General features: G+C 68.7%; 21 protein-coding genes and 3 riboswitches. Of the genes, 8 read left to right on the plus strand and 13 right to left on the minus strand.

From position 1 onward, the window contains the following. Positions 1-107: 107 nt before the first annotated feature. Genes lipA through gcvP form a run of 5 tightly spaced genes read right to left on the minus strand, consistent with a single transcriptional unit; the run spans position 108 to position 6,729 of the window. Positions 108-1,067: a lipoyl synthase gene (gene lipA, locus AB0411_RS17370; protein WP_366418147.1), complete on the minus strand. Its 960-nt coding sequence runs from the start codon at positions 1,065-1,067 to the stop codon at positions 108-110. A 1-nt stretch (position 1,068) separates the two neighbouring features. After that, entirely contained in the window at positions 1,069-2,340 is a 1,272-nt protein-coding gene (gene glyA / locus AB0411_RS17375; RefSeq protein ID WP_366418148.1) for a serine hydroxymethyltransferase, read from the minus strand. 1 nt (position 2,341) lies between these two features. Further along, positions 2,342-2,716: a glycine cleavage system protein GcvH gene (gene gcvH / locus AB0411_RS17380; protein ID WP_366418149.1), complete on the minus strand. Its 375-nt coding sequence runs from the start codon at positions 2,714-2,716 to the stop codon at positions 2,342-2,344. 20 nt (positions 2,717-2,736) lie between these two features. Continuing rightward, the gene (gcvT, locus tag AB0411_RS17385) at positions 2,737-3,837 is read right to left on the minus strand and encodes a glycine cleavage system aminomethyltransferase GcvT (RefSeq protein ID WP_366418150.1); all 1,101 of its coding nucleotides are present in this window, start codon (positions 3,835-3,837) and stop codon (positions 2,737-2,739) included. 33 nt (positions 3,838-3,870) lie between these two features. Continuing rightward, positions 3,871-6,729, minus strand: a complete 2,859-nt coding sequence (gene gcvP, locus AB0411_RS17390; RefSeq protein ID WP_366418151.1) for an aminomethyl-transferring glycine dehydrogenase — start codon at positions 6,727-6,729, stop codon at positions 3,871-3,873. A 150-nt stretch (positions 6,730-6,879) separates the two neighbouring features. Further along, a riboswitch (glycine riboswitch) is annotated at positions 6,880-6,975 on the minus strand. A 353-nt stretch (positions 6,976-7,328) separates the two neighbouring features. Continuing rightward, positions 7,329-7,425: riboswitch (glycine riboswitch) on the plus strand. After that, positions 7,426-7,517: riboswitch (glycine riboswitch) on the plus strand. Positions 7,518-7,796: 279 nt separating this feature from the next. On the opposite strand from gcvP, the gene cycA reads away from it, so the two are divergent. Further along, entirely contained in the window at positions 7,797-9,281 is a 1,485-nt protein-coding gene (cycA, locus tag AB0411_RS17395; protein ID WP_366418152.1) for a D-serine/D-alanine/glycine transporter, read from the plus strand. Positions 9,282-9,731: 450 nt separating this feature from the next. Here the strand turns inward: cycA and AB0411_RS17405 are convergent, their stop codons facing one another. The 6 genes from AB0411_RS17405 to AB0411_RS17430 all read right to left on the minus strand — a co-directional run bounded on the left by AB0411_RS17405 (position 9,732) and on the right by AB0411_RS17430 (position 15,832). Next, positions 9,732-10,565, minus strand: coding sequence for a PIG-L family deacetylase (locus AB0411_RS17405; RefSeq protein ID WP_366418153.1), 834 nt, complete (start codon positions 10,563-10,565; stop codon positions 9,732-9,734). Positions 10,566-11,410: 845 nt separating this feature from the next. Then, complete coding sequence (locus AB0411_RS17410; protein WP_030069632.1) at positions 11,411-11,620, minus strand: DUF6243 family protein; 210 nt, start codon at positions 11,618-11,620, stop codon at positions 11,411-11,413. An 875-nt stretch (positions 11,621-12,495) separates the two neighbouring features. Further along, on the minus strand, positions 12,496-13,680 hold the full coding sequence (locus AB0411_RS17415) for a zinc-dependent alcohol dehydrogenase (RefSeq protein WP_366418154.1): 1,185 nt from the start codon (positions 13,678-13,680) through the stop codon (positions 12,496-12,498). 103 nt (positions 13,681-13,783) lie between these two features. After that, the gene (locus AB0411_RS17420) at positions 13,784-14,044 is read right to left on the minus strand and encodes a hypothetical protein (RefSeq protein WP_366418155.1); all 261 of its coding nucleotides are present in this window, start codon (positions 14,042-14,044) and stop codon (positions 13,784-13,786) included. Positions 14,045-14,548: 504 nt separating this feature from the next. Then, positions 14,549-15,136, minus strand: coding sequence for a DUF6328 family protein (locus AB0411_RS17425; RefSeq protein WP_366418156.1), 588 nt, complete (start codon positions 15,134-15,136; stop codon positions 14,549-14,551). A gap of 330 nt (positions 15,137-15,466) precedes the next feature. Continuing rightward, entirely contained in the window at positions 15,467-15,832 is a 366-nt protein-coding gene (locus AB0411_RS17430; protein ID WP_366418157.1) for a hypothetical protein, read from the minus strand. Between the two features lie 331 nt (positions 15,833-16,163). Here AB0411_RS17430 and AB0411_RS17435 point away from each other — a divergent pair, with 331 nt between their 5' ends. Continuing rightward, positions 16,164-16,892, plus strand: coding sequence for an SDR family oxidoreductase (locus AB0411_RS17435; RefSeq protein ID WP_366418158.1), 729 nt, complete (start codon positions 16,164-16,166; stop codon positions 16,890-16,892). A gap of 139 nt (positions 16,893-17,031) precedes the next feature. After that, on the plus strand, positions 17,032-17,547 hold the full coding sequence (locus AB0411_RS17440) for a hypothetical protein (protein WP_366418248.1): 516 nt from the start codon (positions 17,032-17,034) through the stop codon (positions 17,545-17,547). Here the strand turns inward: AB0411_RS17440 and AB0411_RS17445 are convergent. Continuing rightward, positions 17,460-18,050, minus strand: a complete 591-nt coding sequence (locus AB0411_RS17445; protein WP_366418159.1) for a TetR/AcrR family transcriptional regulator — start codon at positions 18,048-18,050, stop codon at positions 17,460-17,462. The genes AB0411_RS17440 and AB0411_RS17445 overlap by 88 nt on opposite strands. 111 nt (positions 18,051-18,161) lie before the next feature. Here AB0411_RS17445 and AB0411_RS17450 point away from each other — a divergent pair, with 111 nt between their 5' ends. Together AB0411_RS17450 and AB0411_RS17455 are read left to right on the plus strand one after the other, a co-directional pair. Continuing rightward, positions 18,162-19,172 carry an NADP-dependent oxidoreductase gene (locus AB0411_RS17450; protein ID WP_366418160.1) on the plus strand — a complete coding sequence of 337 codons (1,011 nt, stop codon included), beginning with the start codon at positions 18,162-18,164 and terminating at the stop codon, positions 19,170-19,172. A gap of 833 nt (positions 19,173-20,005) precedes the next feature. After that, positions 20,006-20,557 carry a SagB/ThcOx family dehydrogenase gene (locus tag AB0411_RS17455; RefSeq protein WP_366418161.1) on the plus strand — a complete coding sequence of 184 codons (552 nt, stop codon included), beginning with the start codon at positions 20,006-20,008 and terminating at the stop codon, positions 20,555-20,557. 1,413 nt (positions 20,558-21,970) lie between these two features. Here the strand turns inward: AB0411_RS17455 and AB0411_RS17460 are convergent. Then, positions 21,971-23,113 carry an FAD-dependent monooxygenase gene (locus tag AB0411_RS17460; protein WP_366418162.1) on the minus strand — a complete coding sequence of 381 codons (1,143 nt, stop codon included), beginning with the start codon at positions 23,111-23,113 and terminating at the stop codon, positions 21,971-21,973. Between the two features lie 172 nt (positions 23,114-23,285). On the opposite strand from AB0411_RS17460, the gene AB0411_RS17465 reads away from it, so the two are divergent. The 3 genes from AB0411_RS17465 to AB0411_RS17475 all read left to right on the plus strand — a co-directional run bounded on the left by AB0411_RS17465 (position 23,286) and on the right by AB0411_RS17475 (position 26,330). Then, on the plus strand, positions 23,286-23,621 hold the full coding sequence (locus AB0411_RS17465; protein ID WP_366418163.1) for an ArsR/SmtB family transcription factor: 336 nt from the start codon (positions 23,286-23,288) through the stop codon (positions 23,619-23,621). A 272-nt stretch (positions 23,622-23,893) separates the two neighbouring features. Further along, positions 23,894-24,694, plus strand: coding sequence for a transposase family protein (locus AB0411_RS17470; RefSeq protein WP_437042360.1), 801 nt, complete (start codon positions 23,894-23,896; stop codon positions 24,692-24,694). Positions 24,695-25,292: 598 nt separating this feature from the next. Then, complete coding sequence (locus AB0411_RS17475) at positions 25,293-26,330, plus strand: methyltransferase (RefSeq protein ID WP_366418164.1); 1,038 nt, start codon at positions 25,293-25,295, stop codon at positions 26,328-26,330. Positions 26,331-26,433: the final 103 nt, after the last annotated feature.

Consider the following 26,433-nt stretch of genomic DNA (forward strand, 5'->3'; position numbering starts at 1 on the left):
CCTGGGCGGGCCTTCACCCCTGGGCGGAGACGGTCCGCGCCACGCCGCCCCCGACGCCAGAACGCATACGTCCGCTGTGCAAGCCGGTCGACGCGTCAGCGGTGTGTTCAGTGGTGCGGTCCTTGCCGGGGCCTCCTGTCGCGTGCTTGCCGGTACAGCCTTCCGGCGCGGTAGGAGGACCGGACCAGAGGCCCGGACAGCACTCCGGCGAAACCGATCTCCTCAGCTTCTTCTTCGAGTTCGATGAACTCCTCGGGCCGGACCCACCGGTCCACCGGGTGGTGCCGCGCCGAGGGGCGCAGGTACTGGGTGATGGTGACCAGGTCGCAGCCGGCGGCGTGCAGGTCGGCCAGCGCGGTGGAGATCTCCGCCCGGGTCTCGCCCAGGCCCAGGATCAGGTTCGACTTGGTGACCAGGCCGAACTCCCGCGCCGCGGTGAGCACACCGAGCGACCGGTCGTAGCGGAACGCGGGCCGGATCCGTTTGAAGATCCGCGGCACCGTCTCCACGTTGTGGGCCAGCACTTCCGGACGCGACTCGAATACCTGGGCCAGCAGCTCGGGGACCCCGTTGAAATCCGGGACCAGGTTCTCGACCCCGGTTCCCGGGTTCAGCGCGTGGATCTGTCGGACCGTTTCGGCGTAGAGCCAGGCACCACCGTCGGGCAGGTCGTCGCGGGCCACTCCGGTGATCGTGGCGTACCGCAATTCCATCTTGGCCACCGACTCCGCCACCCGGCGCGGTTCCTCCCGGTCCAGGGCCTGAGGCTTGCCGGTGTCGATCTGGCAGAAGTCACAGCGCCGGGTGCACTGGTCACCGCCGATGAGGAAGGTGGCTTCGCGGTCCTCCCAGCACTCGAAGATGTTCGGGCACCCCGCCTCCTGGCACACGGTGTGCAGCCCTTCGGCCTCCACCTGTGCGCGCAGCGCGTTGTACTGCGGCCCCATGCGTACCCGCGTCCTCATCCACTCGGGCTTGCGCTCGACCGGGGTCCGGCTGTTGCGCACCTCCAGTCGCAGCAGCCGGCGGCCGTCGGGCGAGGCGGACGAGGTAAGGGCGTCGCTCATGTCACAGCTCCGGGTACAAGGGATGGGCGTCGGCGAGTGCGGCCACGCGAGCCCGCAGCCCGGCGGCGAGGCTCGGGGTGTACCCCGGCTCGAGGGCCTCGGCGATGATGTCGGCGACCGCCGCGAATGCGGCCTCCGCGAAGCCGCGGGCGGCCAGCGCCGGGGTGCCGATCCGCAGTCCCGAGGTCACCATCGGCGGGCGGGGGTCGAACGGTACGGCGTTGCGGTTGACCGTGATGCCGATGTCGTGCAGGCGGTCCTCCGCCTGCTGCCCGTCGAGCTCCGAACTCCGCAGGTCGACCAGGACCAGATGGACGTCGGTGCCACCGGACAGCACGGACACGCCCGCGTTCGCGACATCGGGTCCCCGCAGCCGTTCGGCGAGAACCCGGGCACCCGCGAGGGTGCGCTCCTGGCGCCGGCGGAACTCCGGCTCGGACGCCATCTTGAACGCGACCGCCTTGGCCGCGATCACATGCTCCAGCGGCCCGCCCTGCTGTCCGGGGAAGACCGCACTGTTGACCTTCTTCGCCACGTCCGCACGGTTGGTCAGCACCACGCCACCGCGCGGCCCGCCGAGTGTCTTGTGCGTGGTCGTGGTGACCACGTCGGCGTGCGGCACCGGGTTGGGGTGCAGGCCGGCGGCGACCAGACCGGCGAAGTGCGCCATGTCGACCATCAGGTACGCCCCGGCCTGGTCCGCGATCCGCCGGAAGGCGGCGAAGTCCAGCTGCCGGGGGTAGGCCGACCAGCCCGCGATGATCAGCTGCGGCCGGTGCTCCATGGCCAGCCGCTCGACCTCGGCCATGTCGACGCGGTTGTCCTCCGGGGCAACGTGGTAGGCGACGGTGCGGTAGAGCTTGCCGGAGAAGTTGAGCCGCATGCCGTGGGTGAGGTGCCCGCCGTGCGCGAGGTCCAGGCCCAGGATGGTGTCTCCGGGTTGGAGGAGCGCCGTCATCGCGGCGGCGTTCGCCTGGGCGCCCGAATGCGGCTGCACATTGGCGAAGGACGCACCGAACAACGCCTTGACCCGGGAGAGGGCGAGCCGCTCGATGACGTCGACGTGCTCACATCCTCCGTAGTAGCGGCGGCCCGGGTAGCCCTCGGCGTACTTGTTCGTCAGGACCGAGCCCTGCGCCTCCATGGCCGCGACCGGCGCGAAGTTCTCGCTCGCGATCATCTCCAGCGTGTTCTGCTGCCGCTCCAGCTCGGCTCGTACGGCGGTGTGTACTTCGGGGTCGAAGTCGGCGAGCCGACGGTCGAGTAGGGACATGTCAGGCTCCTGCCGTGAGTGCGGTGTAGGCGGCGGCGTCCAGCAGTTCCGGCGTACCGGTGATCCGCATCCGGAACAGCCAACCGGCCCCGAACGGATCGGTGTTGACCAGACCGGGGTCGGCCAGGGCGGCTTCGTTGACCTCGACGACTTCGCCGTCCGCGGGAGCGAACAGGTCGCTCACCGACTTGGTCGACTCGATCTCTCCGCACGTCTCGCCGGCCTTGATCGTCGAGCCGACGGCAGGGAGGTCGAGGTAGACGACATCGCCGAGCGCGTCGGAGGCGTGGGCGGTGACACCTACGGTCGACACGCCGTCCTCGCTCGCGATCCATTCGTGGTCGCCGGTGTACATCAGGTCGGGGGGCAGGCTCATGATCTGTTCTCCTGTGGTGGTCAGACTCGACGGCGGTAGAAGGGCAGCTCGACGACCTGGGCGGGCTCCCGGCTGCCCCGGATGTCGACGAGCACCTCGGTGCCGGGTGCGCTCCGGCCGGTCGGCAGGTAGGCCAGGGCAATGGGGTGGCCGAGGGTGGGCGACAGCGCGCCCGAGGTGACGTCGCCGATGCGCTCGTCGGTGTCCGGGGCGAGTACGGCGCAGCCGGTGTGCGGAGCCCGTCGACCGGTCGAGGCCAGCCCGACCAGTACGTGGGTCGAGCCCTGGTCACGACGGGTGGCAAGAGCGGCCTCGCCGACGAACCCGCCGGGCTTCCCGAACGCCACGACCCGGCCCAGTCCTGCTTCGAACGGGGTGTTGCGGGCGGTGAGTTCCTGCCCGTACAACGGCATCCCGGCCTCCAGGCGCAGCGTGTCACGGCAGGCCAGACCGCAGGGGAGAAGTCCGTGCCTCGTGCCCGCCGCGCTGAGGGTCTGCCAGAGGGCCACGGCGTCCGCCGGGCGGCAGTAGATCTCGAAGCCGTCCTCACCGGTGTAGCCGGTACGAGCGAGCAACACCTCGCGGCCCGCCAACCGCGCCGGGTCGATCGCGGAGTACTCCAGCGACGCCACGTCGATGTCGGCCACATCGCCGACGACCGCCGGGGACGCCGGGCCCTGAACCGCGATCAGGGCCCACTGGCCGGACGTGTCCCGGATCGTGGCGGCGTAGCCGTCGATCCGGTCACGGAGTTGGGAGAGCACGACCAGCGCGTTTCCGGCGTTGGCCACGAGGAGGTATCTCGTTTCGGCCAGACGGTAGACGACGAGGTCGTCCAGGACTCCGCCGGTCTCGTGGACCAGCAGGGAGTAGCGCGCGCGGCCGACGGCGATCTTCGACAACTGTCCGGCCAGGGCGTAGTCGAGGGCTCGCCCGGCCTCGGGGCCGGAAAGCTCGATTTCTCCCATGTGGGTGAGGTCGAAGATGCCGGCGGTGGTGCGTACCGCGTGGTGCTCGGCCGGCTCGGAGGTGTAGCGCAGCGGCATGGACCAGCCGGCGAAGCCGGTGAACGACGCACCGAGCTCCACGTGAAGGTCATACAGGGGTGTTTTCTTCAACATGGTGGTTCCTCTTCGGACCGTGACCGGTCGGGGTCAGGACACGAACGCTTCGGGAGGCGGGCAGGAGCAGACCAGGTTGCGGTCGCCGAGCGCCTGGTCGATCCGGCCGACCGGTGGCCAGTACTTGTCGGGAGTGACGCCCGCAGGGAAGGCCGCCCGCTGGCGCGAGTAGGCCCGGGTCCACTCGCCGGCGATCGCGGCGGCGGTGTGCGGCGCCTGTCGCAGCGGGCTGTCCTCGACGCCCCAGACGCCCTTGTCCACCAGGTCTATCTCCACCCGAATCGAGACCATCGCCTCGCAGAAGCGGTCCAGTTCAGCGACGCTTTCGCTCTCCGTCGGCTCGACCATCAGCGTGCCGGGGACCGGAAAGCTCATCGTCGGCGCGTGGAAGCCGTAGTCGATGAGCCGCTTGGCGATGTCATCGACCGTCACACCCGTGGCGGCGGTGAGGGGGCGTACGTCGAGGATGCACTCGTGCGCGACGAGGCCCGATTCGCCGGCGTACAGGACGGGGAAGTAGGGCGCGAGGCGACGTGCCACGTAGTTGGCGCTCAGCACGGCCGTCCGGGTTGCCTCGGTCAGCCCCTCCGCGCCCATCATCCGGATGTAGGCCCACGGGATCGGAAGGATGCCGGCGCTCCCGAACGGTGCGGCGCTCACCGCCCCGATGCCGTCGCGGCGCCCGGTGTCGGGGTGCAGCGTGTGGGTGGGCAGGTACGGCGCGAGGTGTGCGGCCACCGCGACCGGGCCGACCCCCGGCCCGCCGCCGCCGTGCGGGATGCAGAACGTCTTGTGCAGATTGAGGTGTGACACATCGCCACCGAACTCGCCGGGCCTGGCGACTCCGAGCAGCGCGTTGAGGTTGGCGCCGTCGACGTACACCTGCCCGCCGTGCTCGTGCACCAGCTCGCACAGCCGGGTGATGCTGTCCTCGTAGACGCCGTGCGTGGAGGGATAGGTCACCATGATCGCGGCCAAGTGGTCGGAGTGCTTCGAGCACTTCGCCTCGAGGTCCTCGAGATCGACCGTGCCGTCGGGCCGTGATGCCACCACGACGACGCGCATCCCGGCCATGGCGGCCGAGGCCGCGTTGGTGCCGTGCGCGCTTGCCGGGATCAGGCACACGTCGCGTCCGGCCTGGCCGTTGCTCCGGTGGTAACGGCGGATCGCCAGCAGGCCGGCGAGCTCGCCCTGCGATCCGGCGTTCGGCTGGAGGGAGACCTTGGCGTACCCGGTGACCTCCGCCAGCCACGTCTCTAGCTGCTCGACCAGGGCCAGGTACCCGGCAGCGTCCGTGAGGGGCGCGAAGGGGTGCAGGTCGGCGAAGCCGGGCCAGCTGACCGGCTCCATCTCCGTGGTCGCGTTGAGCTTCATCGTGCAGGAACCGAGCGGGATCATCCCGCGGTCCAGCGCGAAGTCACGGTCGGAGAGCCTGCGCAGATAACGCAGCATCGCGGTCTCCGACCGGTGCCGGTGGAAGACCGGGTGGGTGAGGAAGGGGGAGGTGCGCCGCAGGCCCGGCGGAAGCGCCGAGGCGCCGGCCGCCGGCTCGTCCAGGTCGTGCCCCGCCAGGCCGAAAGCGTCGAGCACGAGACGGACGTGGCCCCGTGAGGTGATCTCGGAGCAGGAGATGCCGACGTGGTCACCGTCCACCAGCCGCAGGAGCAGCCCGGTGTCGTGCGCGGCGGTGACGACCTCCTCGGCACGGTCGGGGACCCGCACCAGCAGGGTGTCGAAGAACTCGCGGTGCACCACGGTGATCCCGCTGTTCCGCAAGCCTGTGGCGATGAGCGTGGCGGCCCGGTGCGTCCGTCGGGCGATTTCGGTCAGACCATCGGGGCCGTGGTAGACGGCGTACATCGACGCGACCACGGCGAGCAGGACCTGCGCCGTGCAGATGTTGGAGGTCGCCTTGTCGCGTCGGATGTGCTGTTCGCGGGTCTGCAGGGCGAGGCGGTACGCCGGCCGGCCGGCATTGTCCACGGACACGCCCACGAGCCGGCCGGGCAGGTGGCGTTCGAGACCTTCACGGACCGCGATGTAGCCGGCGTGCGGTCCGCCGTAGAACAGGGGGACACCGAACCGCTGGGACGATCCCACGACGATATCGGCGCCGTACTCACCCGGTGGCACGAGCAGCGTGAGCGCCAACAGGTCGGCGGTCACCGTGACCAGGGACCCGCGCGCCCGCGCCGCGGCGGTCACCTCGCGCAGGTCGCGGACGGCTCCCGAGCAGCCGGGGTAGGACAGCACCACCCCGAAGAAGTCGTCCTCCGGCAGTGGCTCGGCGATGTCGATCTCGACGATCTCGATGCCGACCGCGGCCGCCCGCGTGCGCAGGACGTCGAGGGTTTGCGGCAGGGTGTCACGGTCGACCAGGACGCGGGAGCGACCACCCTTGCCGGCGACACGACGCATGACCGTGACGGCCTCAGCGACCGCCGTGGCCTCGTCGAGGAGCGACGCATTGGCGGTCGGCAGTCCGGTGAGGTCTCCGACCATGGTCTGGAAGTTGATCAATGCCTCGAGCCGGCCCTGGCTGATCTCCGGCTGGTAGGGCGTGTAGGCGGTGTACCACGACGGGTCCTCCAGCACATTGCGCCGGATCACCGTGGGCGTGGTGGTCGCGTGGTAGCCGAGTCCGATCATCGGAACGGCCACGGTGTTCCTGCCCGCGAGCTCCTGCAGCTCGGCGCGGGCCTCGGCCTCGGTGGCGGCGGCCGGCAGGTTCAGGTCGGAAGTGCTCCGGATGCCGCTGGGGACGGCGGCGTCGATGAGGGCGGTCAGCGTCGGGTAGCCGACTGTGGCCAGCATCTTGGCGCGGTCGGCGTCGCCGACGCCGATGTGGCGGGTGGCGAACTCACCCGGCGCGGAGGACTCGGGGAAGGTCATGGTGGGAGGCTCCCTGTGGGGGCACCGCAAACGCGGCACCGTGGATGGGCGGCCTCCCCGCTCTGTCATCGGAACCTGAGAGCTTCACCACCGGGTCCGGCGGTTTGCACCGTGGGCGCAGGACATGAGGTCCTGTCTTTCCAGAGTCGCTTAGCCGAAGCGGTAGTTGGGCCTGAGAGATTCTGGGGAGAGTTGCTCCTTCGGCGCCTCGCCAAGGGTGGACGAGGGCTCTCCCGCTTCGGTTCGAACAGCGCGATGTGAAGTTGTGGGGCCCGACCGTGAGGCCGGGGGAGTTCCGGGAGGATCGGCTCCTTCGGCGGCCGCGTCGTCACCTGACGTGGGCACTCCCGTGCGGAATCGTCAGCGGTGCGGGTGCTGTCGGATCTTTCCGGTGGCAACGTACGGGCACCGGAACGCAGCCGTCAAGGGTCCGCTCGCTGTACGTGCCGGTAACCGATCGGCCCAAGATGTGCGCCTTGAGCTGCGCAAACGCCGAGCCCGACGGGCGAGTGCCGTACTACTCGAAGGTAATGTCCAGCGTTCGGCCGGTCCCTTGACCGGCCGCTGATGTGGCCCTAGCCTCACCGCACATTGCCGTTCACCCCGGAGCGGGAGAGCACTGGATCAGCCAGACCCGGTCGCCGAAGGAGCAAATCCTCCCCGGAAACTCTCAGGCACCCCTACCGCTCGGGCAGGCAACTCTGGAAAGCAGGCGCTGACGCGCCTCGCCCACGGTGCAAGCCGCACGTAGACCGCGGCGAAGCTCTCAGGCTCATGACAGAGGGGGAGGCTCACTCGGCCGCACGGGCTCCTGCCCGTGCTCGACATTCGAGGAGCCCCCTGATGGCTCTCCCGCCGCCTTTCCCCTGACCACCGGCGCCTGCCGGGCCCCGGGCTGATCTTCGATCTGTGCGGGCCCGTTCAACGTACCGACACCGTTCCGGTCGGCTGCCGCATGTCCGCACGCAGCCCCACCCTGCCGCCCGCCCCCTGTGGGCGCGTGGTCATTCTCCGAGATACCCCCTGTCCCGTGCCCGCACGGGATTTGAGATCCGTGAGGTTTGCCCATGCCTGAACGCAGTGACACCGGCTCGACCACCGGGCCGGACCAACCGGCGCCCGGATCCACGCCCCCGCAGGTGGGCGAGCAACACCTGTCCCGTCAACTGTCCAACCGGCACATCCAACTCATCGCGATCGGAGGTGCGATCGGAACCGGCCTGTTCATGGGCTCCGGCAAGACGATCTCGCTGGCCGGGCCCTCGGTGATCTTCGTCTACATGATCATCGGCGTGATGCTCTTCTTCGTGATGCGGGCGATGGGGGAGCTGCTGCTCTCCAACCTGCGCTACAAGTCCTTCGCCGACTTCGCGGCCGACCTGCTGGGGCCGTGGGCCGGCTTCTTCACCGGCTGGACCTACTGGTTCTGCTGGATCGTCACCGGCATCGCCGACGTCATCGCCATCTCCGGGTATGTGTCCTACTGGTGGCACGACCTGGCGCTGTGGATACCGGCGTTGGCCGCCGTCGTCGTGTTGATCGCGTTGAACCTGCCCACCGTGAAGGCGTTCGGCGAGACCGAGTTCTGGTTCGCGCTGATCAAGATCGTTGCGATCGTGGCGCTGATCGTCGTCGGGCTGGTCATGGTGTTCGGTCACTTCCAGGCGCCCGGGGGTGCCGCGGCAGGTTTCTCCAACCTCTGGAACGACGGAGGCTTCTTCCCCACCGGGCCCATGGGGTTCGTCGCGGGATTCCAGATCGCGACGTTCGCCTTCGTCGGCATCGAACTGGTCGGCACCACCGCGGCCGAGGCGGAGAACCCGGAACGGAACCTGCCCAAGGCGATCAACTCGATCCCGGTGCGCGTGATGCTGTTCTACGTCGTCGCGCTGATCGTGATCATTTCGGTCACGCCCTGGCGCGAGATCAGTGCGGACCGCAGTCCGTTCGTCGTGATGTTCACTCTTGCCGGTCTGGGGTTCGCCGCCTCGCTGATCAACTTCGTGGTGCTGACCTCGGCCGCATCGTCCGCGAACTCGGGCATCTACTCCACTTCACGCATGGTGTACGGGCTGGCCCGGGAGGGCGACGCCCCGGCGCGCTTCGGCAGACTCACCTCCAGGAAGGTACCGGCCAACGCCCTGCTCCTCTCCGGGGTGTTTCTGCTCGCCGGTGTGGTCATGGTCGCCACCGACAACTCGATCATCGAGGCGTTCACCTTGGTGACCACCGTGTCCGCCGTGCTGTTCATCTTCGTCTGGTCGATCATCCTGATCAGCTACCTCGTGTATCGCAGGCGCCGTCCGCACCTGCACGAGGCGTCCAAGTTCAAGATGCCCGGCGGCACCGTCATGTGCTACGTCGTGCTCGCGTTCTTCGTGTTCCTCATCTGGGCATTGACCCAGGAGCCCGATACGCTGCGGGCCTTGCTGGTGACCCCGGTGTGGTTCGTCATCCTCGGCATCGCGTGGGCGGGACTCCGCCGTCGCCCACGCCATGTGGCCCGCGAGGCAGCCTTCCGGTCCGAACTCGACGGTGCGCGGCAGGACTGACACGGTCACCGGCTCCTCGGGCCGGCACCGATAGCGAGCGCCGTTCCCAGTGGAGGGGAACGGCGCTTGCCTTCGGAGCGCGCCGAACGCGGCGGTCGCCGCGTGAAGCCATCCGCCGGTTCACTGTCGTGATGCGCCGCCCGTCTTGGGGTCAGCGGCCTGAAGCACCGATACCGGCAGGGTGAAGGACCTGCCGGTATCGGTGCAGCCGCGCCACCCCGTGGTCGCACAGCCGGCCGACCCCGTAGCCCCGCTGCTCGCACGTGCCGCGAATGCGGGGGAGGGCTCCCAGAGCCGAACGCCAGGCCGGGGGCAGAGGCGCAGTCCGCGTCGTGGAGCAGCACGGTGCCACCGCCGTTCCACCCGCGTGGACAAGGCGCTGGACATGTCCACGCGAGTTCCGCTCCGTGCCGCCGATGAGCTTTTCCGGGCGTCCGTCGGACGGGCGGGTCAGCGCAGTCCGGCGAAGAGGTCGTTCTCGGGTACGGCCGCGCCGGTGGCGTCCTTGACCCGTACGAAGGTCTCCATGCCCATCAACTCGCCGAACCTCTCCTTGCCCATCTTGAGGAAGAAGATGTTCTCGCCCTGACTGGCGTGCGCGGCCAGTGCGTCGAACTTCTGACCGCTGAATGCGGTGGTGTCCACCCACGTGGTGATCTCATCGTCGGGGAGGCCGATTTCGGCTATCGCGGCGGCCTCGGCAGGATCCGGCTCCGGCATGTCCTCATGAAACTCGCGCATGATCTCCCCGAACCGCTGCATCATCGAGCGGGGCATCGTCGTCCAGTACACCTTCGGTGTCAGTGCGGTCATCTCCAGCGCCGCCATCGTGATGCGGTGGGCCTGGATGTGGTCGGGGTGGCCGTAGAAGCCGTTCTCGTCGTAGGTGACGACCACGTCGGGTCGGTAGTGCCGCATGAGCTCGGCAAGTCGGGCGGCGCCTTCCTCCACGGGGGTCTGCCAGAAGGAGCCGGGGGCGTCGTTGCTCGGCCAGCCGATCATCCCGGAGTCGGCATAGTCCAGCATCTCCAGATCGCTGATCTTCAGGGCTTCACAGCTCGCCTCGAGTTCCTGCCGGCGCATCAAGGCGACGGCCGCCGGATCGTGCCCGGGATCGCTCGGCTTGACACCCCCCGGTCCGTCACCGCAACCGCCGTCGGTACACGTCACGAGAACCGTGCGGATGCCCTCCGCCGCGTACCGCGCGAGGACCCCTCCGGTTCCGGTGGCCTCGTCGTCGGGGTGGGCGTGCACTGCCATGAGCGTCAAGGGCCGGTCAGTCATGAACAAGTCCTCCTGCGGACATACATCCTGGTCTGAGTGCGCGGCGGGCGTACCGCGATCCTGGGGCCCGGATCCTGGTGGGGCGGACGACCTTGTGGTCTCCGTGTGCCCCCGGGCGGCGCCGGTCCCTCGGTCGATGCAACCATGCCGACCTGCCCGACTGTTCCCGGCGCGGCCCTGGTTTCCAGGCTTCGGGTTTCCACGCGAACGAGGTACAGGCGCGACCCGCCGCCCTGTCGCACTGCGTCTGGCGTGTGGTGGGTTGCTGACCAGCGCGGTTGCCAGGTCGTGTGAGACCGATGGCGGCCGGCGTTCTCGAACGACCCGGCCTTCTCGGAAGTCTCGTTGCGAGTGCATCCGCCTGACCGCGCAGTTCGGCGACCGGGAGCGCGGAAAGCATCATCAACCCTGTGGTTCGTGGCCCTGCTCCCCAGTCTGCTGCTGGCCGGGGCAGGGCCAGGGCTTCCCGCTCCCGGTGCTGCTGCGGATCGTGCTCTCCGGCGGACCGGGCGGACCGGGCGGACCGGGCGGGGCGGGCAGTGGGGCGATGGTGACCGGGCAGCAGTCCTCGCTGGCCGTGGGGGTGGCGACGCTCGGCACGCTCTTCCTGGCGGTGTCGCCCGGGCTGGGCACGGGGAAAGCGCTGGTGGTGACGCTGCGGGTGCACCTCGCGGCGGTGCCGGTGACGGGGCCGCTGAAGCTGCGGCTGCCCCGGGTGGTCGGCCGAGAGCTGAGCGGGACCTACCGCGCGCGACAGCAGAGCCCCGATACGAGGGCAGGGCCCGGACCGCGCGTCGCGGTCCGGGCCCTGCCCTCGTGCGGTGCCGTCCTGCGGCGGCGGTGCGTCAGCTCTGTGCGGTGTCGTCGCCCGTCTGCCCGGCGCCCTCAGCTGCGCCTGCCTTCTCGCGCATCTTGCGCACCAGCTCCGCCTTCTGATCGGCGGCACCCTGGCGGTCGAGGTTGCGGTGCGGACCGTTGTTCTGCCGTTCGGCGCGGGACAGCCTCTTGCGCTGGCCGCCGCCCATGCCCACGGGGTTGTTGATGTTCTTGCTCACGGGTTCTCCCGGAATGAGGTGAAGGGATCTACGGATTCATCGGTGGGGGACGGGCGCGGCGACGTCGAAGGACGTCAGCAGGGGCCCATCACGCTCTCACTCGTAAATCGGAGTCTGGAAGAACATGACAAAGACATTACCCGGTTCCGTCGGCCCCGCACACCAAGTTTTCGCCGCCCCCGGCGGCACTCCCCGCCTCCGCAGCCGGCGCCCGGACCGGATACGCCCGGGGATCCGCCAAGGGCGGCCTCCGAAGCCGGCGTCGGCCGCCGCCCACTCGCGCATCCAGCGCTCCCGGTCCGTGTAGGCGCCGGTGTGACCGCCGCGCGCTGGGCCATCTCGCCTGCCTCGGTCCCCCGCTCCGGCAGCATGACCCAGCCACGACCTGCCAGAACAAGGTTTTCCTGCCTGCCCAAACAGTCGATAGCGCGATGCTTGCCTCACGCTGAGGAAGCGGCGCGCTCGGTGCGAGTCCACAGCTCGCCGGGCGTAGCGGGTGCGCCGGGAGGCGTCGTGGTCGAGTCTGGGACCGTGACGAAACATCCCCCTGTTCATGTGTGCCCACCGGCCAGCCTTGGCGGCCGACCGGTAACGCTCGGCGACGTAGCGCTCGGCGTTGCCCACAGCGCGGCCGACGTGGTCGACCTCCTCCGCCAGGCGGGACTTGATGAGACCCGCATCGCGCTGGACGACCCTCAGCTGATCGAATGGCAGGGCGGCGGACCTGACGTCTGGGAGTAGCTGCAACCCACAGAGCTCGTCTCCCCGGCCTGTCGCCGACCGTCGCCCAACGCCCGCGCAGCCAGCCCGTCTGGCTCCTCCCAGCCGGCGCCCTGCGCCCCGCGGGTGTGCCTGCCAGGCCGGCCGCCGCCGGCTCAGGGAGCGAGGACCGTTTTGATCATCCCGTTTTCTTTCGCCTGGAAGGTCCGGTAAGCCTGCGGGCCGTCCTCCAGGGACAGCGTGTGCGTCGCGAAGTGATCTACTCCCAGGACATCTTCCTCGTTGAGAAGGGGAAGGATGTCGTCCACCCAGTTCCGCACGTTGGCCTGGCCCATGCGCAGCTGGATTTGCTTGTCGAACAGGGTGAGCATGGGAACGGGGTCCACGGCACCGCCGTAGAGGCCGATCAGGGAAATGGTGCCGCCCCGGCGCACAGCATCCACTGCGGTGTTGAAGGCCGTCATACTGTCCACGCCCGCGCGTCCCATCAGCTTTTCGCCGACGGCACCGGGCAGCATCCCCGCCATGTTCTGCGCCGCTCGCGTCAGGGGAGCGCCGTGCGCCTCCATGCCGACCGCTTCGATGACGGCATCCGTCCCGCGCCCGGCGGTGAGCCGCCGGATCTCCTCGGCCACGTCCTTGCCGTACTCGTTGAGATCGAGGGCGTGGACCCCGCGCTCCCGGGCGCGGGCGAGGCGTTCCGGGACGAGATCGACGCCGATGACCTGGCTCGCGCCCTGATGGAGGGCGATTCTTGCGGCCATGTCGCCGATCGGCCCGAGCCCCAGCACGGTGACGGTGCCGCCCGGCGGGATGTCGGCATAGGCAACGGCCTGCCACGCTGTGGGAAGGACATCCGACAGGTAGACGAACCGCTGGTCCGGAGGGCCGTCGGGCACCTTGATCGGCAGCGTGTTGCCGAACGGTACCCGGAGCAACTCTGCCTGTCCGCCTGGCACTTGGCCGTACAGCTTGGTGAAGCCGAAGAGGGAGGCACCCATGTGCCGGTCGGTGACCTGAGTGGTCTCGCACTGCGAGTAGAGGCCGCGTTCGCACATCCAGCAGGTACCGCAGGAGACGTTGAACGGAATCACCACCCGGTCGCCTACGGACAGGGCCGTGACGTCGGGGCCGACTGCCTCCACGATGCCCATGGGCTCATGGCCGAGGATGTCGCCCTCCTCCAGGTAGGGGCCGAAGATCTCGTACAGGTGCAGGTCCGAGCCGCAGATGCCGGTGGAGGTGATGCGGACGATGACGTCGGTCGGTTCCTGGATCGTAGGGTCCGGGACGGTGTCCACGCGCACATCCCGTTTTCCGTGCCAGGTCAGTGCTCTCATCATCACTCCTAGCGAGCTTTCTGTCGGCGCCCCTCCTTTCAACCATGCGACGCCCGGAGCGAACGTGCAGCCCCGGCCCCGGGCGCCCCGGGGCGCCGTCTGATCACGCATCGCCGTCGGCCATCACCCCTACGATTTTGATGTGGGGATCCACGGCGTCAGGGACGTGCATTCCTGTGTCGACTGTCGACGCCCGAAGAAGGGCAGTCCAGGACCGGTCGAGCAGTTCACCGGGCACTGCGGCCGGAATTCCAGGGGGAGAGGGGGGCAGCATTTCCGCCGCCAAGCGTCCGACGGCTTGGCTGACTGGAACGTCCTTCACCGCGCCGAAGAAGGCATCCCGTGGCAGGCAGGTCTGCCGCATGCGCAGTTCCTCCGGGGCTGGAACGTGGACCATCGGGTCGGAGCCCATGTGGGTGCCGCTGCCGAAAGCCGCTGCAGGGCTTCCACCAGCGCGTTTGTTGTCTCGAAGGTGTCCGAGCAGGTCAGCTGGGCATTGATGCGCCGGTGGTCGGACAAGCGGACATCGAGGCGGCAATGCTGACACGACCAGTCCGCAGCCCGGTATCCCGTGATGCCGAGTCGCCTGACATCTATCACGACATCTCCGTAGAAGACCGCGTCCCCCAGCACCTCACGGTTTCTGGGGTCGGCGCTTTTTGCCTGTTGTCTTTCTTGTGGCCGGGCGGTCTGAAAGACAATTGGCTTGCCGCATGGTATTCGGCGAGGGCATCCAGTACGGGCGCCTCGCTGTGCTCAAGAGGCCTGGGCCCACAATTCCCTTATGCGCTGCTCTCTTGGCTTGGGGCGAAATCCTGCAAGTCACCGCGCACAGCAAGTGCAGTGGACTGGATGCGCTGCCCGACGGTCAGGGCAGCGGCGTTCCTCCAGTGGCATTGGCGGTTTCGGCTGTGATCTTGCTGCGCGGGGCAGAGCGCCGACGAAGCCATACGGGCAGCACGTACCAGCACAGAGCGAACCACATCATGACACCGACGACGAGCAGTTCCGCGAGGAGGCTCGGTACGACGACGTGAAGGAGTAGGAGGAGGGTGCCGCCGATGGTCAACGCGAGGAGGACCATGCCACACACCATCAGCCGGCCCGCGATCGTAATGATGTCGTCCTTCATGCGCTGCCCGGAGAGAAAGCGGTGGATCGACACCGGGGCGATCAGTGCTCCGGTGCCGGACGCCCCGAGTATCACGGTGATCACGTAGATGACATGGTCGAAGGTTTCCAGTTCGTGGAAATACGGGGTGAACGCCACGCTGAGCAGGAAACCGAAAAGGATCTGGACGCCGGTCTGTGCGACTCTCGTCTCCTGCAGGATCTCGTTCCACCGTCGGTTCACACGCTCCCGGGCAGATTCCTGCCGTTCCTCAACCGGCGGGTGATGCGGCCCCTGGCAGGAGGCGCAGTCGTGCTGCGGTATCGACGTGCCCGTCACCGTCATGGCGTCCTCCCCAACTGAGCAAACATCTGGCCAAACGCGTGTTCCCGCTCTCGGCGGATTCACGTCCCTGTGCCACCCAAAAAACCGCACGTCAGGCCTTCGGCGAAGGCCGGCCGCGATCCGCGGCGGGCCCGCGGCCGGCGCGCGCTCAACCACATCGGGCGAGAGGGCGCAGCGCTCAGCCTGAGTCTGAACCTCCCCCCGGTTACCAGGAGGCGCTGGGTGGCGTGAACGGCTACGAGCAGTCCGGCTGTCGTGGATCAGGAGCGGGCCAGCTTGGTGAGGAGGCCGCCGTCGAGGCCCCGCGCTGGGGCCCGACAGCGAGTGAGGTTAGGCGGACCGGCTGACGTCGTCGAAGTCGGTGGAGGCCGACAGCTCAGCCCACGCCAGCATGTCGCGTTCGAAGGCCTCGCGTCCGGCTTGGACGAGCTGAAGCGCGTCGGCGCCGAGCAGGAGGCGCGTCGGCGGCTGGTCGGCCGCCACGATGCGCAGCACCGCGGCCGCGGCCTTGTCCGGGTCGCCCGGCTGGTGCCCGCTGCCGTGGATGTGCCGGGCGCGCAGCGGCTCGAACAGCTCGTCGTAGCCGGCGATCACACGGGGTGCGCGGATCATCGAGCGGCCGGCCCAGTCGGTCCGGAAACTGCCCGGCTCGACGGCGGTGACATGGATGCCGACATCGGCTACCTCCTTGTTCAAGAATCCCCTGGCTTCGTTCACTTCAACGGGCAGCGTTTGTTTGCCCGTTCGGGCAGCAGTCGGTGATCTCGGCGCTCGTGGATGTTCAACAGAAATGACGTCAGGCGGTGAACCCGAGTGTTTGACTGGCCTGCGTGTCATCGACTCTTGGTGTGTCCCGAACTGGCCAGGCTTCCTACATGCTGCGGGCTGCTGCCGGTGACGCCGGGCGTGCGTACAAGCAGCAGATGCTGGACCTGTTGGACGTCCAGGCAGGCCAGACCGCCCTGGACGTGGGGTGTGGCCGTCGCACTCCACTGCAACCTCCGATCCAGCAACCTGGAGTACCGACATGAGACTCAACGATCACCGCGTGGTCATCACCGCCGCCGGCCGAGATTTCGGACGCACGTTGGCCATCCGCCTCGCGGACCTCGGCGCCGAGATCCTCCTCTCCGCGCGCACGCACGCCGCCGCTGAACGGGTCCGGGACGAGATTCGCAGCCGAGGGCACCAGCAGGTCCACGCCTTCACCTGCGATCTGACGGACCCGGCCTCGATCCGCGACTTCGCTGCCGACGTCGGCCGGCACACCGACCGCGTCGACATGCTGATCAACAACGGCTCCCGCTACCTCCAAGGCCCAGACCTCCAGTCCGCCTCCGACGCCGACGTCATCGACATCATCGCCTCCGGCGCCACCGGCACCGTCCTGACCGTGAAGAACTTCCTCCCTCTCCTCCTCAACTCGGAAAAACCGGATGTAGTGAACATGGTCTCCGCCTGCGGAACGGCCGGTCATCACCGCTCGGAAGCACACGACGCCTTCTACGCGGCCAAGAGCGCCCAGGCAGGGTTCGCCGAGATCCTCTCCAAGCGGCTGCGGCCCCAGGGGGTCCGGGTGATCTCCCTCTACCCGCCCGACTTCGACAACCCTGATCCGCTTTCCGAGGAATGGGAGAACACACCGCGCGAGGCCAAGGATGCGCTCACCGCGCAGTCGCTCGTGGACTGCATCCTGTTCGCCGTTGCCCAGCCGCGCGACTGCTTCATCAAGGCGTTCCACTTCGAACAGGTCTGACTGGCTCCTGGCGCGTCCCCGCACGGCGACTAGCGCCGGGGTCCGGGGTGGCGCATGGGCCCCGGACCGAGGGCGTTCAGAACAGTTCCCCTACCCGAGCACACCATAAGAGCACCTCAAGGAGCCGGGACTTGTCGTGGTGGACATCGCTGCGGCCGACGAAGAGACCGCTCCCCAGGCAGTGGCCCCGCTCAGCGGGCTTACGGCTCTCCAGTGGGCCCTCCGCCCCCTGGCGCACGCCCGGCCGGGCCGGCCGCACCGTCCGCGCCTATGCCGACCTGCGCCGCCCACCCTTGACCGGGGGGCTTTGATGCTGGCAGCCGCTGAACGCCCTGTCGTCAACGGCCGCTCAGGGACGGGCGGTCACCACGCGAGTCTGCGCGGAACGGCCCGCACCGAGACTTGCGCACCGCGGCCTTCGTCGGCCGCTGCGCGGCGGTCGCGGGGTGCTCCCGGGTGCGGCGCGACTTGTTGCCGCGGTCTTCGGCCGGCTTGGCGAACTCGGCGTGGAGCCGCTCCCTGCCGCGCACGCGGCAGAGTCCGCTGGTCAGCGTGTGGCTATGTCGGTTACGGACCTGAGGGCGACGTTCGGTCTTGGCATGGCCGGTTCCCTGCGCTTGTCAGAATCGCGCTCGCGACAACCTCGAAGAGGTGATCGGCGCGTGGCGCGAGTGAGGGTTGATCGCCGAGCCAAGCGAGCATGGCTACCAGCGCAAACAAATCGGCGCCATCGATATCGCTCCGTGCCGTCCCCGCGGCCTGGGCGCGGGTGAGGAGCCGCGCACCGGCTGCGCGCAGGGTGACGCACGAAGCGTGGAGCGCGGATTCGGTGTCCTCGATGGCGGCTGCCATCAGCACGGTCACGCCCCGGTACTCGGTTGTCCATGCGACGCAGTCGCGTAGCCACGAAACGAGAGCATCGTCGGGCGAGCTGGACGTCTCGAGGGCGCCTGCCTTGGCGGTCAGCTCGTCGAAGCTCGTGCGGAGCAGGGCCTCGAGCAGGGCCTCGCGGGTCGGGAAGTGACGCAGCAGCGTCGCGAGTCCGACATCGGCTCTGCGGGCGATGTCACGCAGTGACACGTCGACGCCTTGCTCGGTGATGGCGGTGCCCGCTACTGCGAGCAGGTGGTCCCGGTTCTTCCTGGCGTCGGCCCGCATCTGTCCCTCTTGACTATCCGGATCAGTGGTCCATATATTCGGATCAGTGGTCCGATTACGTGGATCGCTGATCCGGATAAGCGTATCCCGCAGTGCGAGCAGGAGAAAACGATGCCGACACACACGATGAGGGCGGTCCGGCTCCATGAGCACGGCGGCCCTGAAGTTCTGCGTTACGACGAGGTGCCGATTCCCGAGCCGGGGCCGGGGGAGGTGCTCGTTCGCGTGCACGCGGTCGGCGTCAACCCACCCGACTGGTACCTGCGCGAGGGGATGTCCAACCTGCCTCCTGAGACGAGGCCGACGTTCGACCTGCCCGTGATTCCGGGGACGGACCTGTCCGGCGTCGTCGAGGCCGTCGCCGCGGATGTGGACGGCCTCTCCGTCGGTGATGAAGTCTTCGGACTCCTTCGCTTCCCCAGCTTCGACGGCAGCACCTATGCCGAGTACGTGGCCGCGCCTGCGTCGGACCTCGCACGCAAGCCGGCCGGCATCGATCACGTGCACGCCGCCGGGGTGCCCATGGCGGGGCTCACCGCGTGGCAGTTCCTGATCGAGCTCGGACACGATCACCCCTCGCCGTTCCAGGCGGCGCAGCACCGCCCGGTGGCGCTCGACGCCGACACGACGGTGCTCATCAACGGCGCCGCGGGCGGCGTGGGGCACTTCGCGCTACAGCTGGCGAAATGGAAGGGTGCACGTGTCATCGCGGTGGCCTCGGGCGCGCATGAATCGTTCCTGCACGAGCTCGGCGCCGACCGGTTCATCGACTACACCAAGAGTCGTCCCGAGGAACTCGTGCATGATGTCGACCTCGTTCTCGACGCAGTCGGTGGCCCCGACAGCAAGCGCTTCCTGCGCACGCTCAAGCGCGGCGGCTCCCAGTTCCCCGTATTCTTCGGCGCATTCGACGAAGAAGAGACCGTGAAGCTGGGCGTCACCGTCACGGGCACCCAGGTCCGCTCGAACGGCGCGCAGCTCGCAGAACTGGGACACCTGCTCGACGCGGGCACGGTCCGCGTCGCGATCGACAGCACGTTCGCGCTCGCGGATGCGCGAGCCGCGCACGAACGCGCCGCCCGAGGGCACATCCAGGGCAAGATCGTGCTCACGGTCGCTTAGGAACGAGCCGTTTCATCGACGCGTCCGGCGTTCGTCCGCGGGGGGCGTCTCGACTTCTACAGCGCCGGGCACCCGCACGCCGCTTGCGTCGCCGTACAGGTGTGGGACGGGCCGCCCGCTGCAGGGGGAGTGGGGGAGTGGGATGAGTACGAGGAGACGGTGTGCGAGACGGTCGGCGGTGAGCCGGCGGCCTGGGGGATGGAGCGCGCAGATGTCATCGTGCTTTGGGGGGACTCGGGGGGACTCGGGGGGCGCTGGGGGGCCGGGTGGGGACGGCGGGCCGAGCGGAAGTGCGGCGAATGACCGAGGATGCGGGCGTCGTCCACGGAGCTGAGCGCTGGCTCGTGGAATTCTGGCCCGTGTCGCAGGGAGGTGGTGCGGGCGGGGGGGCGGCACTCCCCCCCCGCACCACTGGCAGTCCGCTACTGCCAGTTGTCGGTTGCGATCGTGGCGCGCTGTGTCGGCCACGATGCGGTGTAGCGGGTGTAGCGGGTGTAGCGGGTGTTCGGGCTCCTGGCCGGCAACCTTTGCCGGGGCTGAGGCCTGTCGATGGGGCACGCGGAGGCGCCAGCGGCTCATCGTCCTGCCTGGCGGGCGGGGCGGCCTGACGGCGGGCGCTGAGGCGACGTGAGGGGGTCTCCCTCAGGGCCGCTCAGTCAAGATCGTCGGAGTGTCCTGGGGGCGGCGGGTTTCGGGCATATGCGGTCCGCCGACGGAGCGTTGGGCTATCCCTTCGTTTCCTGGGAAGTGATGGGTGCGTTTGGGCTGCGTACGCAAACGGAGGTCGAAGGAGGTGTCCATCATGCGTGAGATCGAGATCAAGCAGCCGGCCGGTGAGCTTGAACGATCTCGCGGTCCTGCTCGGTACCGTCTTCGGCCCTGCCGAGTTCATCGACGGCTTCGAGTACGGCGCCCTCATCCGGCGCACCAGCCCCTCCGGCGGAGCCCGGCACGAACTCGACGCCTACCTCGCCACCCCCAACGTCACCGGCATCCCTGCCGGTCTGTTCCACTACAACGCCCGCGAACACAGCCTGGAGCTCCTGCGTGAAGGCTTCACCCACACCGAAGCCGGCGCACTGTGCGCACACCAGGAGGGCACCGACCAAGCGGCCTTCATCGTCTTCGTGGTCGCCGCCTGGGAACGCATAGGCGTCAAGTACCGGCACCCCCGCGCCTACCGGGTCAGTCACCTGAACGCCGGGCACCTCGGGCAGACCTTCGCCCTGGCCGCCACCGCCCTGGGCCTGGGCCCCTTCCAGAGCGCCGCCTTCGACGACACGGCCGTCGAAGCCCGGCTCGGGCTCGACAGCGCCACCCACGGCACCCTCTACGTACTCGCTGCCGGCCACCCCCCGACGCGCCAGCCGACACCGCCGACCTGAACGCCTTCCGGCGCACGACCCTGCGCCACGGACAACCGGGACGGTCTGACATCTGACCCATCGGACACGGCATGGTCGGCTTGGTCCGCGACGGGTTCGTGCAGGCCGTCTTGAGGTGCCGGCAATGCCTCGCTCGGGCGCTGCGGCCTTGGTGCTGCGGTGAACGAAGTCCAGGTAGGCGAAGGACGCAGCCCCTCGCTTGGACGGGGTGCGCCGCCGGTGGAGTTCTTCAGGTAGGAGGCAGCATCCCACCGCGGTGCCAGCACGAAGGGTTTGCCGCTCTCGCCGTCGCCTACGAGCGGTGCAGCGGGCTGGCCGCCCCCACGGTGCCGGCCACGACCACCAGGTGGGCAGCAATGACCGTGGCCGGCGTGGCCCGCCCACTGACGACCTACGTTGTGTTCCGTTCCGCAGGGGCCACGTGCCGTTGCGAGGCCCACAGGGCTGACGACGACCGCGTCCATGGTGCCCAGTGCCGCGGCGGTCTCGGGTGCGAGTCTCCAAGGCACATGACGACTTCATGCGAAGACCGGCATCTGGATCTGCGCCCTGTGCGGGTCCTCCTTGAGGTGGTGACCGAACTGGCCGGGCAGAGGGTCGCCACCGGCATGGCGGCTCGGTCCTGGAGCAGTTGCTGGCGCATGCGCTCCCGGACCGGGGCCGGGAACTGCTGCCGCCCCGTCTGGAGCAGATGCGCGAGGAGCGTGCCCACCTTGGCCGCAGCCCTGGCCGCACACGCACCGACCTGGACCTGGCAACTGCCGCCAGGCGGACTGTCATTGGGGGGACCTGGGTGGGCCCGTCGCCTCCGTGGTCGCGGAGCGGGTGTTGGGCTTGGGAGTGCGGGTGGAGGGCGGCGCCTGTTTCGCCGCCGACCCCGGCCTCTATGAGGAGCGCCTGCGCATCCCGCCACCGGAGCCATTCGCGGATCCGTTTCGCAGTGAGCCTTTTCCAACCTCAGGTTGAGGCGTGACGAAGGGCGGGGATGGTCTTCACGGTGGCGCTGACTCGGTTGGTGCTGCAGCGGAGTTCCCGGGGGAGGCACCAGCCCTTCAGGGCGGCCATGGCTTGCTCGCCGAGGCAGCTGATCCTGGCGTGGGTGCTGTTATGCCGACGTTGCTGCAGCTTGAGATGCAGGCTGCGGAAGGGCCCCGGGGTGATGCTGTCGCCGCCTTGATACGCCTTGTCCGCCCAGCACTTCACCTCCGCGTCGCGGGGGCGTAGTCGCCGGCAGTCTCCATGTCGTGGCGAGCGAGCGCCGGGAACGGTGGGTGAGGCCCACAGCAGTCGACCTGCCGCATCGGCGGTGACCTGCCACTGCGAGCCGGGCTCGTCGGACATGGCGGCGCCGACCGGGCTGAGAGCTGCCGCGGAGCTGCGCACCGACCGGTGACCGGTCGGTGCGGACCCGGTCTACCGGTTTGCGGCTTCGCGAGAGGCGATCGGGTTCGTGCGACCGACCGCGCGGCCCACCGCGTTGCGCATCGCGAGGCCCGGCCGGGTGCGGGGCACCATGAGCCTGGAGAGCAGACCGACGCGTCGCTGCCGCGGGCCTACCTCACGGCGGAGCCGCGACTCGTAGGCGGCGAAGGCGCGGTCGTGATCACCGGGGTGGGCGGCGAGCTCTTCTGCGAGGGCGTACGCGCCCGCCATCGCCATGCTGGACCCGTCACCCAGCAGGGCCGTCGCCGCCGCCGCGTCCCCGAGCAGTACGACCCGTCCGCGGGACCACGAGGGCACTCTGACGGTGGTCAAGGGGGCGAAGAACGGAGCCGGGTGGTCGAGGAAGGCTGCCACGAGTTCCGGTGCCCGCCACCGCACGTCGGTGTAGGCGTCGGCCACGGTCTGCTTGTGAAGGGCGATGTTCTTGCGGTCGTGGGGCGTCGGCCGTGCGGCCCGGAAGGTGAAGATCGCGAGCGGAGTGGTCCGCGAGGGATGGACAACCAGCATCCGGTTCGGCACGGTCAGCATCGTCATCTCGGTCGGGTCCTCGACGGCGTCGGGTTCCAGCGGGACGGTCGCGCCGTACAGGCCCAGGTCGCTGGCGAACTGCCGCTCGGGCCCGAATACCAGGCGCCGTACGGTGGAGTGCATCCCGTCGGCACCGACGACCAAGTCGAAGCGCCGTGGCGCGGACCGCCGGAAGGTGACGTCCACCCCGCCTTCATCCTGGTCGAGAGCGGTGACCGTGTCGTCGAACAAGAACTCGGCCTCGGTCTGCGCCGACCGGTGGAGCACCTCGGACAGGTCGGCTCGGGTCACCTCGACCGTTGGCGCCTTGTCCGAGGTGAGCGGGAGTTGCAGGATTCGCCTGCCGTCGGGGTCGAGCAGGGTCAGCGACCGATTGCGGGTGGCGAGTTCGCGGAGCTGCGGGAGGATGCCCATGCGCTCGGCGACCGGGATCGCGGGCCCCTTCACGACGATCGCGCTGCCACCGGAGCGCAGCTGCCGGGCGTGTTCGACGACCGTTGGCCGGTATCCATTCTGGGAGAGCCAGTACGCGAGTGCGGGCCCTGCGATTCCGGCACCGACTATCAGCACCTCGGGCTTCTTCATGACGATGACCTCTCGGAGTGTCGATGACCAGGCCCCCGGCGAGTGCCGGGCCGGGTCCTGGGGGGCGCGGCGGCACGGGGCGGTGCAACCGGACCAAGGTACGAACAATTTCGTACCTCAGGGAAGCGCGCCCTTAAGGTACGATGCAACTCGTACCTGAAGGAGGTGCCGCATGGCCGGGAGGAACCTGGACGGCCCGGAGGCCGATGCGCTCGATCTGGGTGCGGTGTTCCGTGCCCTCGCCGACGAGCACCGTCGTTCGGTGATAACGGAGTTGGCCACCGACCGCAGCGACAGCGAGCGGGGCTGCAACTCGTTCGATCTTCCGATCTCGAAGCAGACCCAGACCCACCACTTCCGGGTCCTGCGCGAGGCAGGTCTCATTGACGAGATCGACTACGGCAACCGAAAGGGCGTCCGACTACGACGCGCGGACATCGAGAAGAGATTCCCCGGGCTCCTCGCGCTCCTGGAAGCAGGGCCCCCGGCCGATACCGCTCCTCGCTGAGCACGACTGAGGGGCGTCCGATTCGGCCCTGAGCCGCAAGTTCGACCGAGTCCAGCTCGTGCCCGGCTCGCAGGTAGCCGGGCACGACGCGGGCACGAAGGGGATCGGTGTCGCTTCGATCACCGTCCCGCGCTCGTGATCGGCGCCGAACACTTCCGCGCGCGCTCCCTCACGCCACCACCCACTGAGGTTTCCTCAACCTGCGTGCGGATCGGGGCCACTGGGGGTGAGGGCGGGGTCCGGGCGTAGAGAAGCTCCTGGTAGACGGGTGCGTGTCGAGTCCAAGCCATCCTGCCAGGAGCTTCCGCACGCTCGTCTACCCAGCCGGGGTCGATCTGTCCACCTCCGCTCTGCGCTTCCTCGCTCGTGAGCTGACCGCACGTCGTCTTGCGCAAGGGACACGATGGCGCCGGCTGGCCGCCGGACGGCAGGAGCTGCTCGTGCTGGCTCATCTACGATGCGGCAATACCTACGCCCAGCTCGCAGCCGGATTCGGCGTGGGCACCACCACCGCCTACCGTTACGTCGCCGAGGCCGTCGACATCCTGGCCGCTCTGGCTCCAACCCTCACCGAGGCGGTGAGGGCAGCCTCCGGTAAGGCGTTCGTGATCCTGGACGGTACGTTGCTGCCGATCGACCGGATCGCCGCCGACCGACCCTTCTGCTCCGGGAAACACAAGAAGCACGGCATGAACGTGCAGGTGATCGCGGACCCGGCGGGACGGTTGCTGTGGGCCTCGCCCGCGCTGCCCGGATCTGTCCACGACATCAAGGCCGCGCGAACTCACGGCATCATCGGTGCCCTGGCGGGGGCCGGAGTGGAATGCTGGGCCGACAAGGGCTACCGGGGCGCCGGCGGCACCGTGCGAGTTCCCTACTGGGGGCGCTGGGAGACTCTCTTCCCTGGTCAGCGGGCCGTCAACTGCTCACACGCGAAGGTCCGTGCACTCGTCGAACAGGCCATGGCCACCCTCAAAACCTGGCGGCTCATGCGCAAACTGCGATGCTCTACCAGCCGTATCACCAGCCTCGTCCAGGCCGTCCTCACGCTGCACCTGACATGCTCAAACTGAGGTTGGAAAAGGCTCAGTGGCATGTCCGGCCGGCGGGTAAATAGCGAATAAGAGCAACATCTGTTTCTTCAAGTCCCGTACAGTGCAATGCATATGGGGAATCACCTAGCCGGTCCTCTGGCATGGTGAAGGGGGACATCGGCGAACCAGAAGTGTGCTGGTGTCACTGCACGGGCTTTCGTGGTCTTCCCCGAAAAATAGGGGTGCCCTCGTGCGTCCGTCCGCCCTTGCCTTCGGGTTCGGTCGCCGGTCAACCGGTGCCGGAATCACGGAGGCGGAAGTATGCGCCTACCTGCGCTCTGCCACCGGAGGGATAAGTGAGGTCGACCGGACCGCAGTTCGCGGTTCAGCCGGGCCGTCACGGCAGCAATATGCGGCTCTGTGGTGCCCTGAAAGACCTTTTCCCTCGGCTTTTAGCGCCGCCTGGGCGCGCGGGACGGCACCTCACCGCGTGCGCGCGAAGCCGTCCGCCCCGCGCCTGCTCAAGAGCTCCACCGGACCCGCCGCTGCCCGGAGCGAGGCCTGCCGGGTGTGCACCTCTTCTGCCCATGTCGTCTGACCGAGACACGACTTCCGCCGGTGTCCCAGGAGTTTGACCATGCAACGAGCCGACGAATCCGCCGCGGTGGCCCTTCGGCCCTATATCAAGGCCCACTATCACTTCCAGTTCTTGAGCGCCGCCTTTCGCTTCGGCCTCTTCGAGATCCTCGATAAGGACCCGGGGCTCACGGTCAAGGACATTGCCCTGCGACTGGAATTGAACGAGCAGCCCACCCGCATCCTGCTGCTCGGCTGTACCGCGACCGGGCTTCTGCACAAGCAAGGCGACGGCTACCACAACACCCCGCTCACCCGCCCCCTCGCGCACAACCCCGACCAGGCACCTGCGGCGTACATTCCCTGGGAGAGCCAGGGGATCTACCGCGCCATCAGCTGGTTCGCCGAAGCACTCGACGAGGACTCGAATGTCGGCCTGCAGCGGGAAATTCCCGGCACCGCACCGACCCTCTACGGACGGCTCGCCGAAAACCCGCAGCTGGAATCCGCCTTCCACACCATGATGGGGTCGGTGAGCCAGCTGGTCGCCGAAGAGATCGTGCAAAAGGTCGATCTCTCGGACCACCGGCACCTGCTCGACGTCGGCGGTGGCACGGCCGTCAACGCGGCGAACCTGGCAAGGAAGTGGCCCCACCTGCGGATCACGATCGGCGATCTGCCCTCGATCGCGGCGCTCGCCGAGGAGAAGGTCGCGGACATGGGCCTGGCCGACCGGGTGGACGCGGTCAGCCTCGACGCCTTTCATGATGAGTTCCCCTCCGGCCCCGATGCGGTGCTCTTCGCCCACTTCCTCGAAATCTGGTCGGCCGACCGCATCCGCGGCCTGCTGGCCCGTGCCTCCCGCCAACTTCCCCCCGGAGGCGGACTGTTCGTCGTCACTCCCTACCAGAACGACGATGAGACCGGTCCCGAGAGGTCCGCTTATCTCTCCGCGTACTTCCACACCATCGCGTCCGGTGAGGGCATGGTCTACACGCCCAAGGAGTACGAACAGTGGTTCACCGAAGCGGGCTTCGCCCCCACACAGCGGGTGCTGCTCGGCTCGGACGCCGTGGTGATCTGCGGCCGTAAGCTCTGACCCCTCTGCCCATGGGGACCTCCGGTGCGGTGCCCCCCCCACATCATCACCGCGCCGGAGGCTCCCCAGGCACGGCACAGCTGAGGGACTGCTCTCCTGGCGC

The organism is Streptomyces angustmyceticus (assembly GCF_040701845.1).
Lineage (GTDB): Bacteria > Actinomycetota > Actinomycetes > Streptomycetales > Streptomycetaceae > Streptomyces > Streptomyces angustmyceticus_A.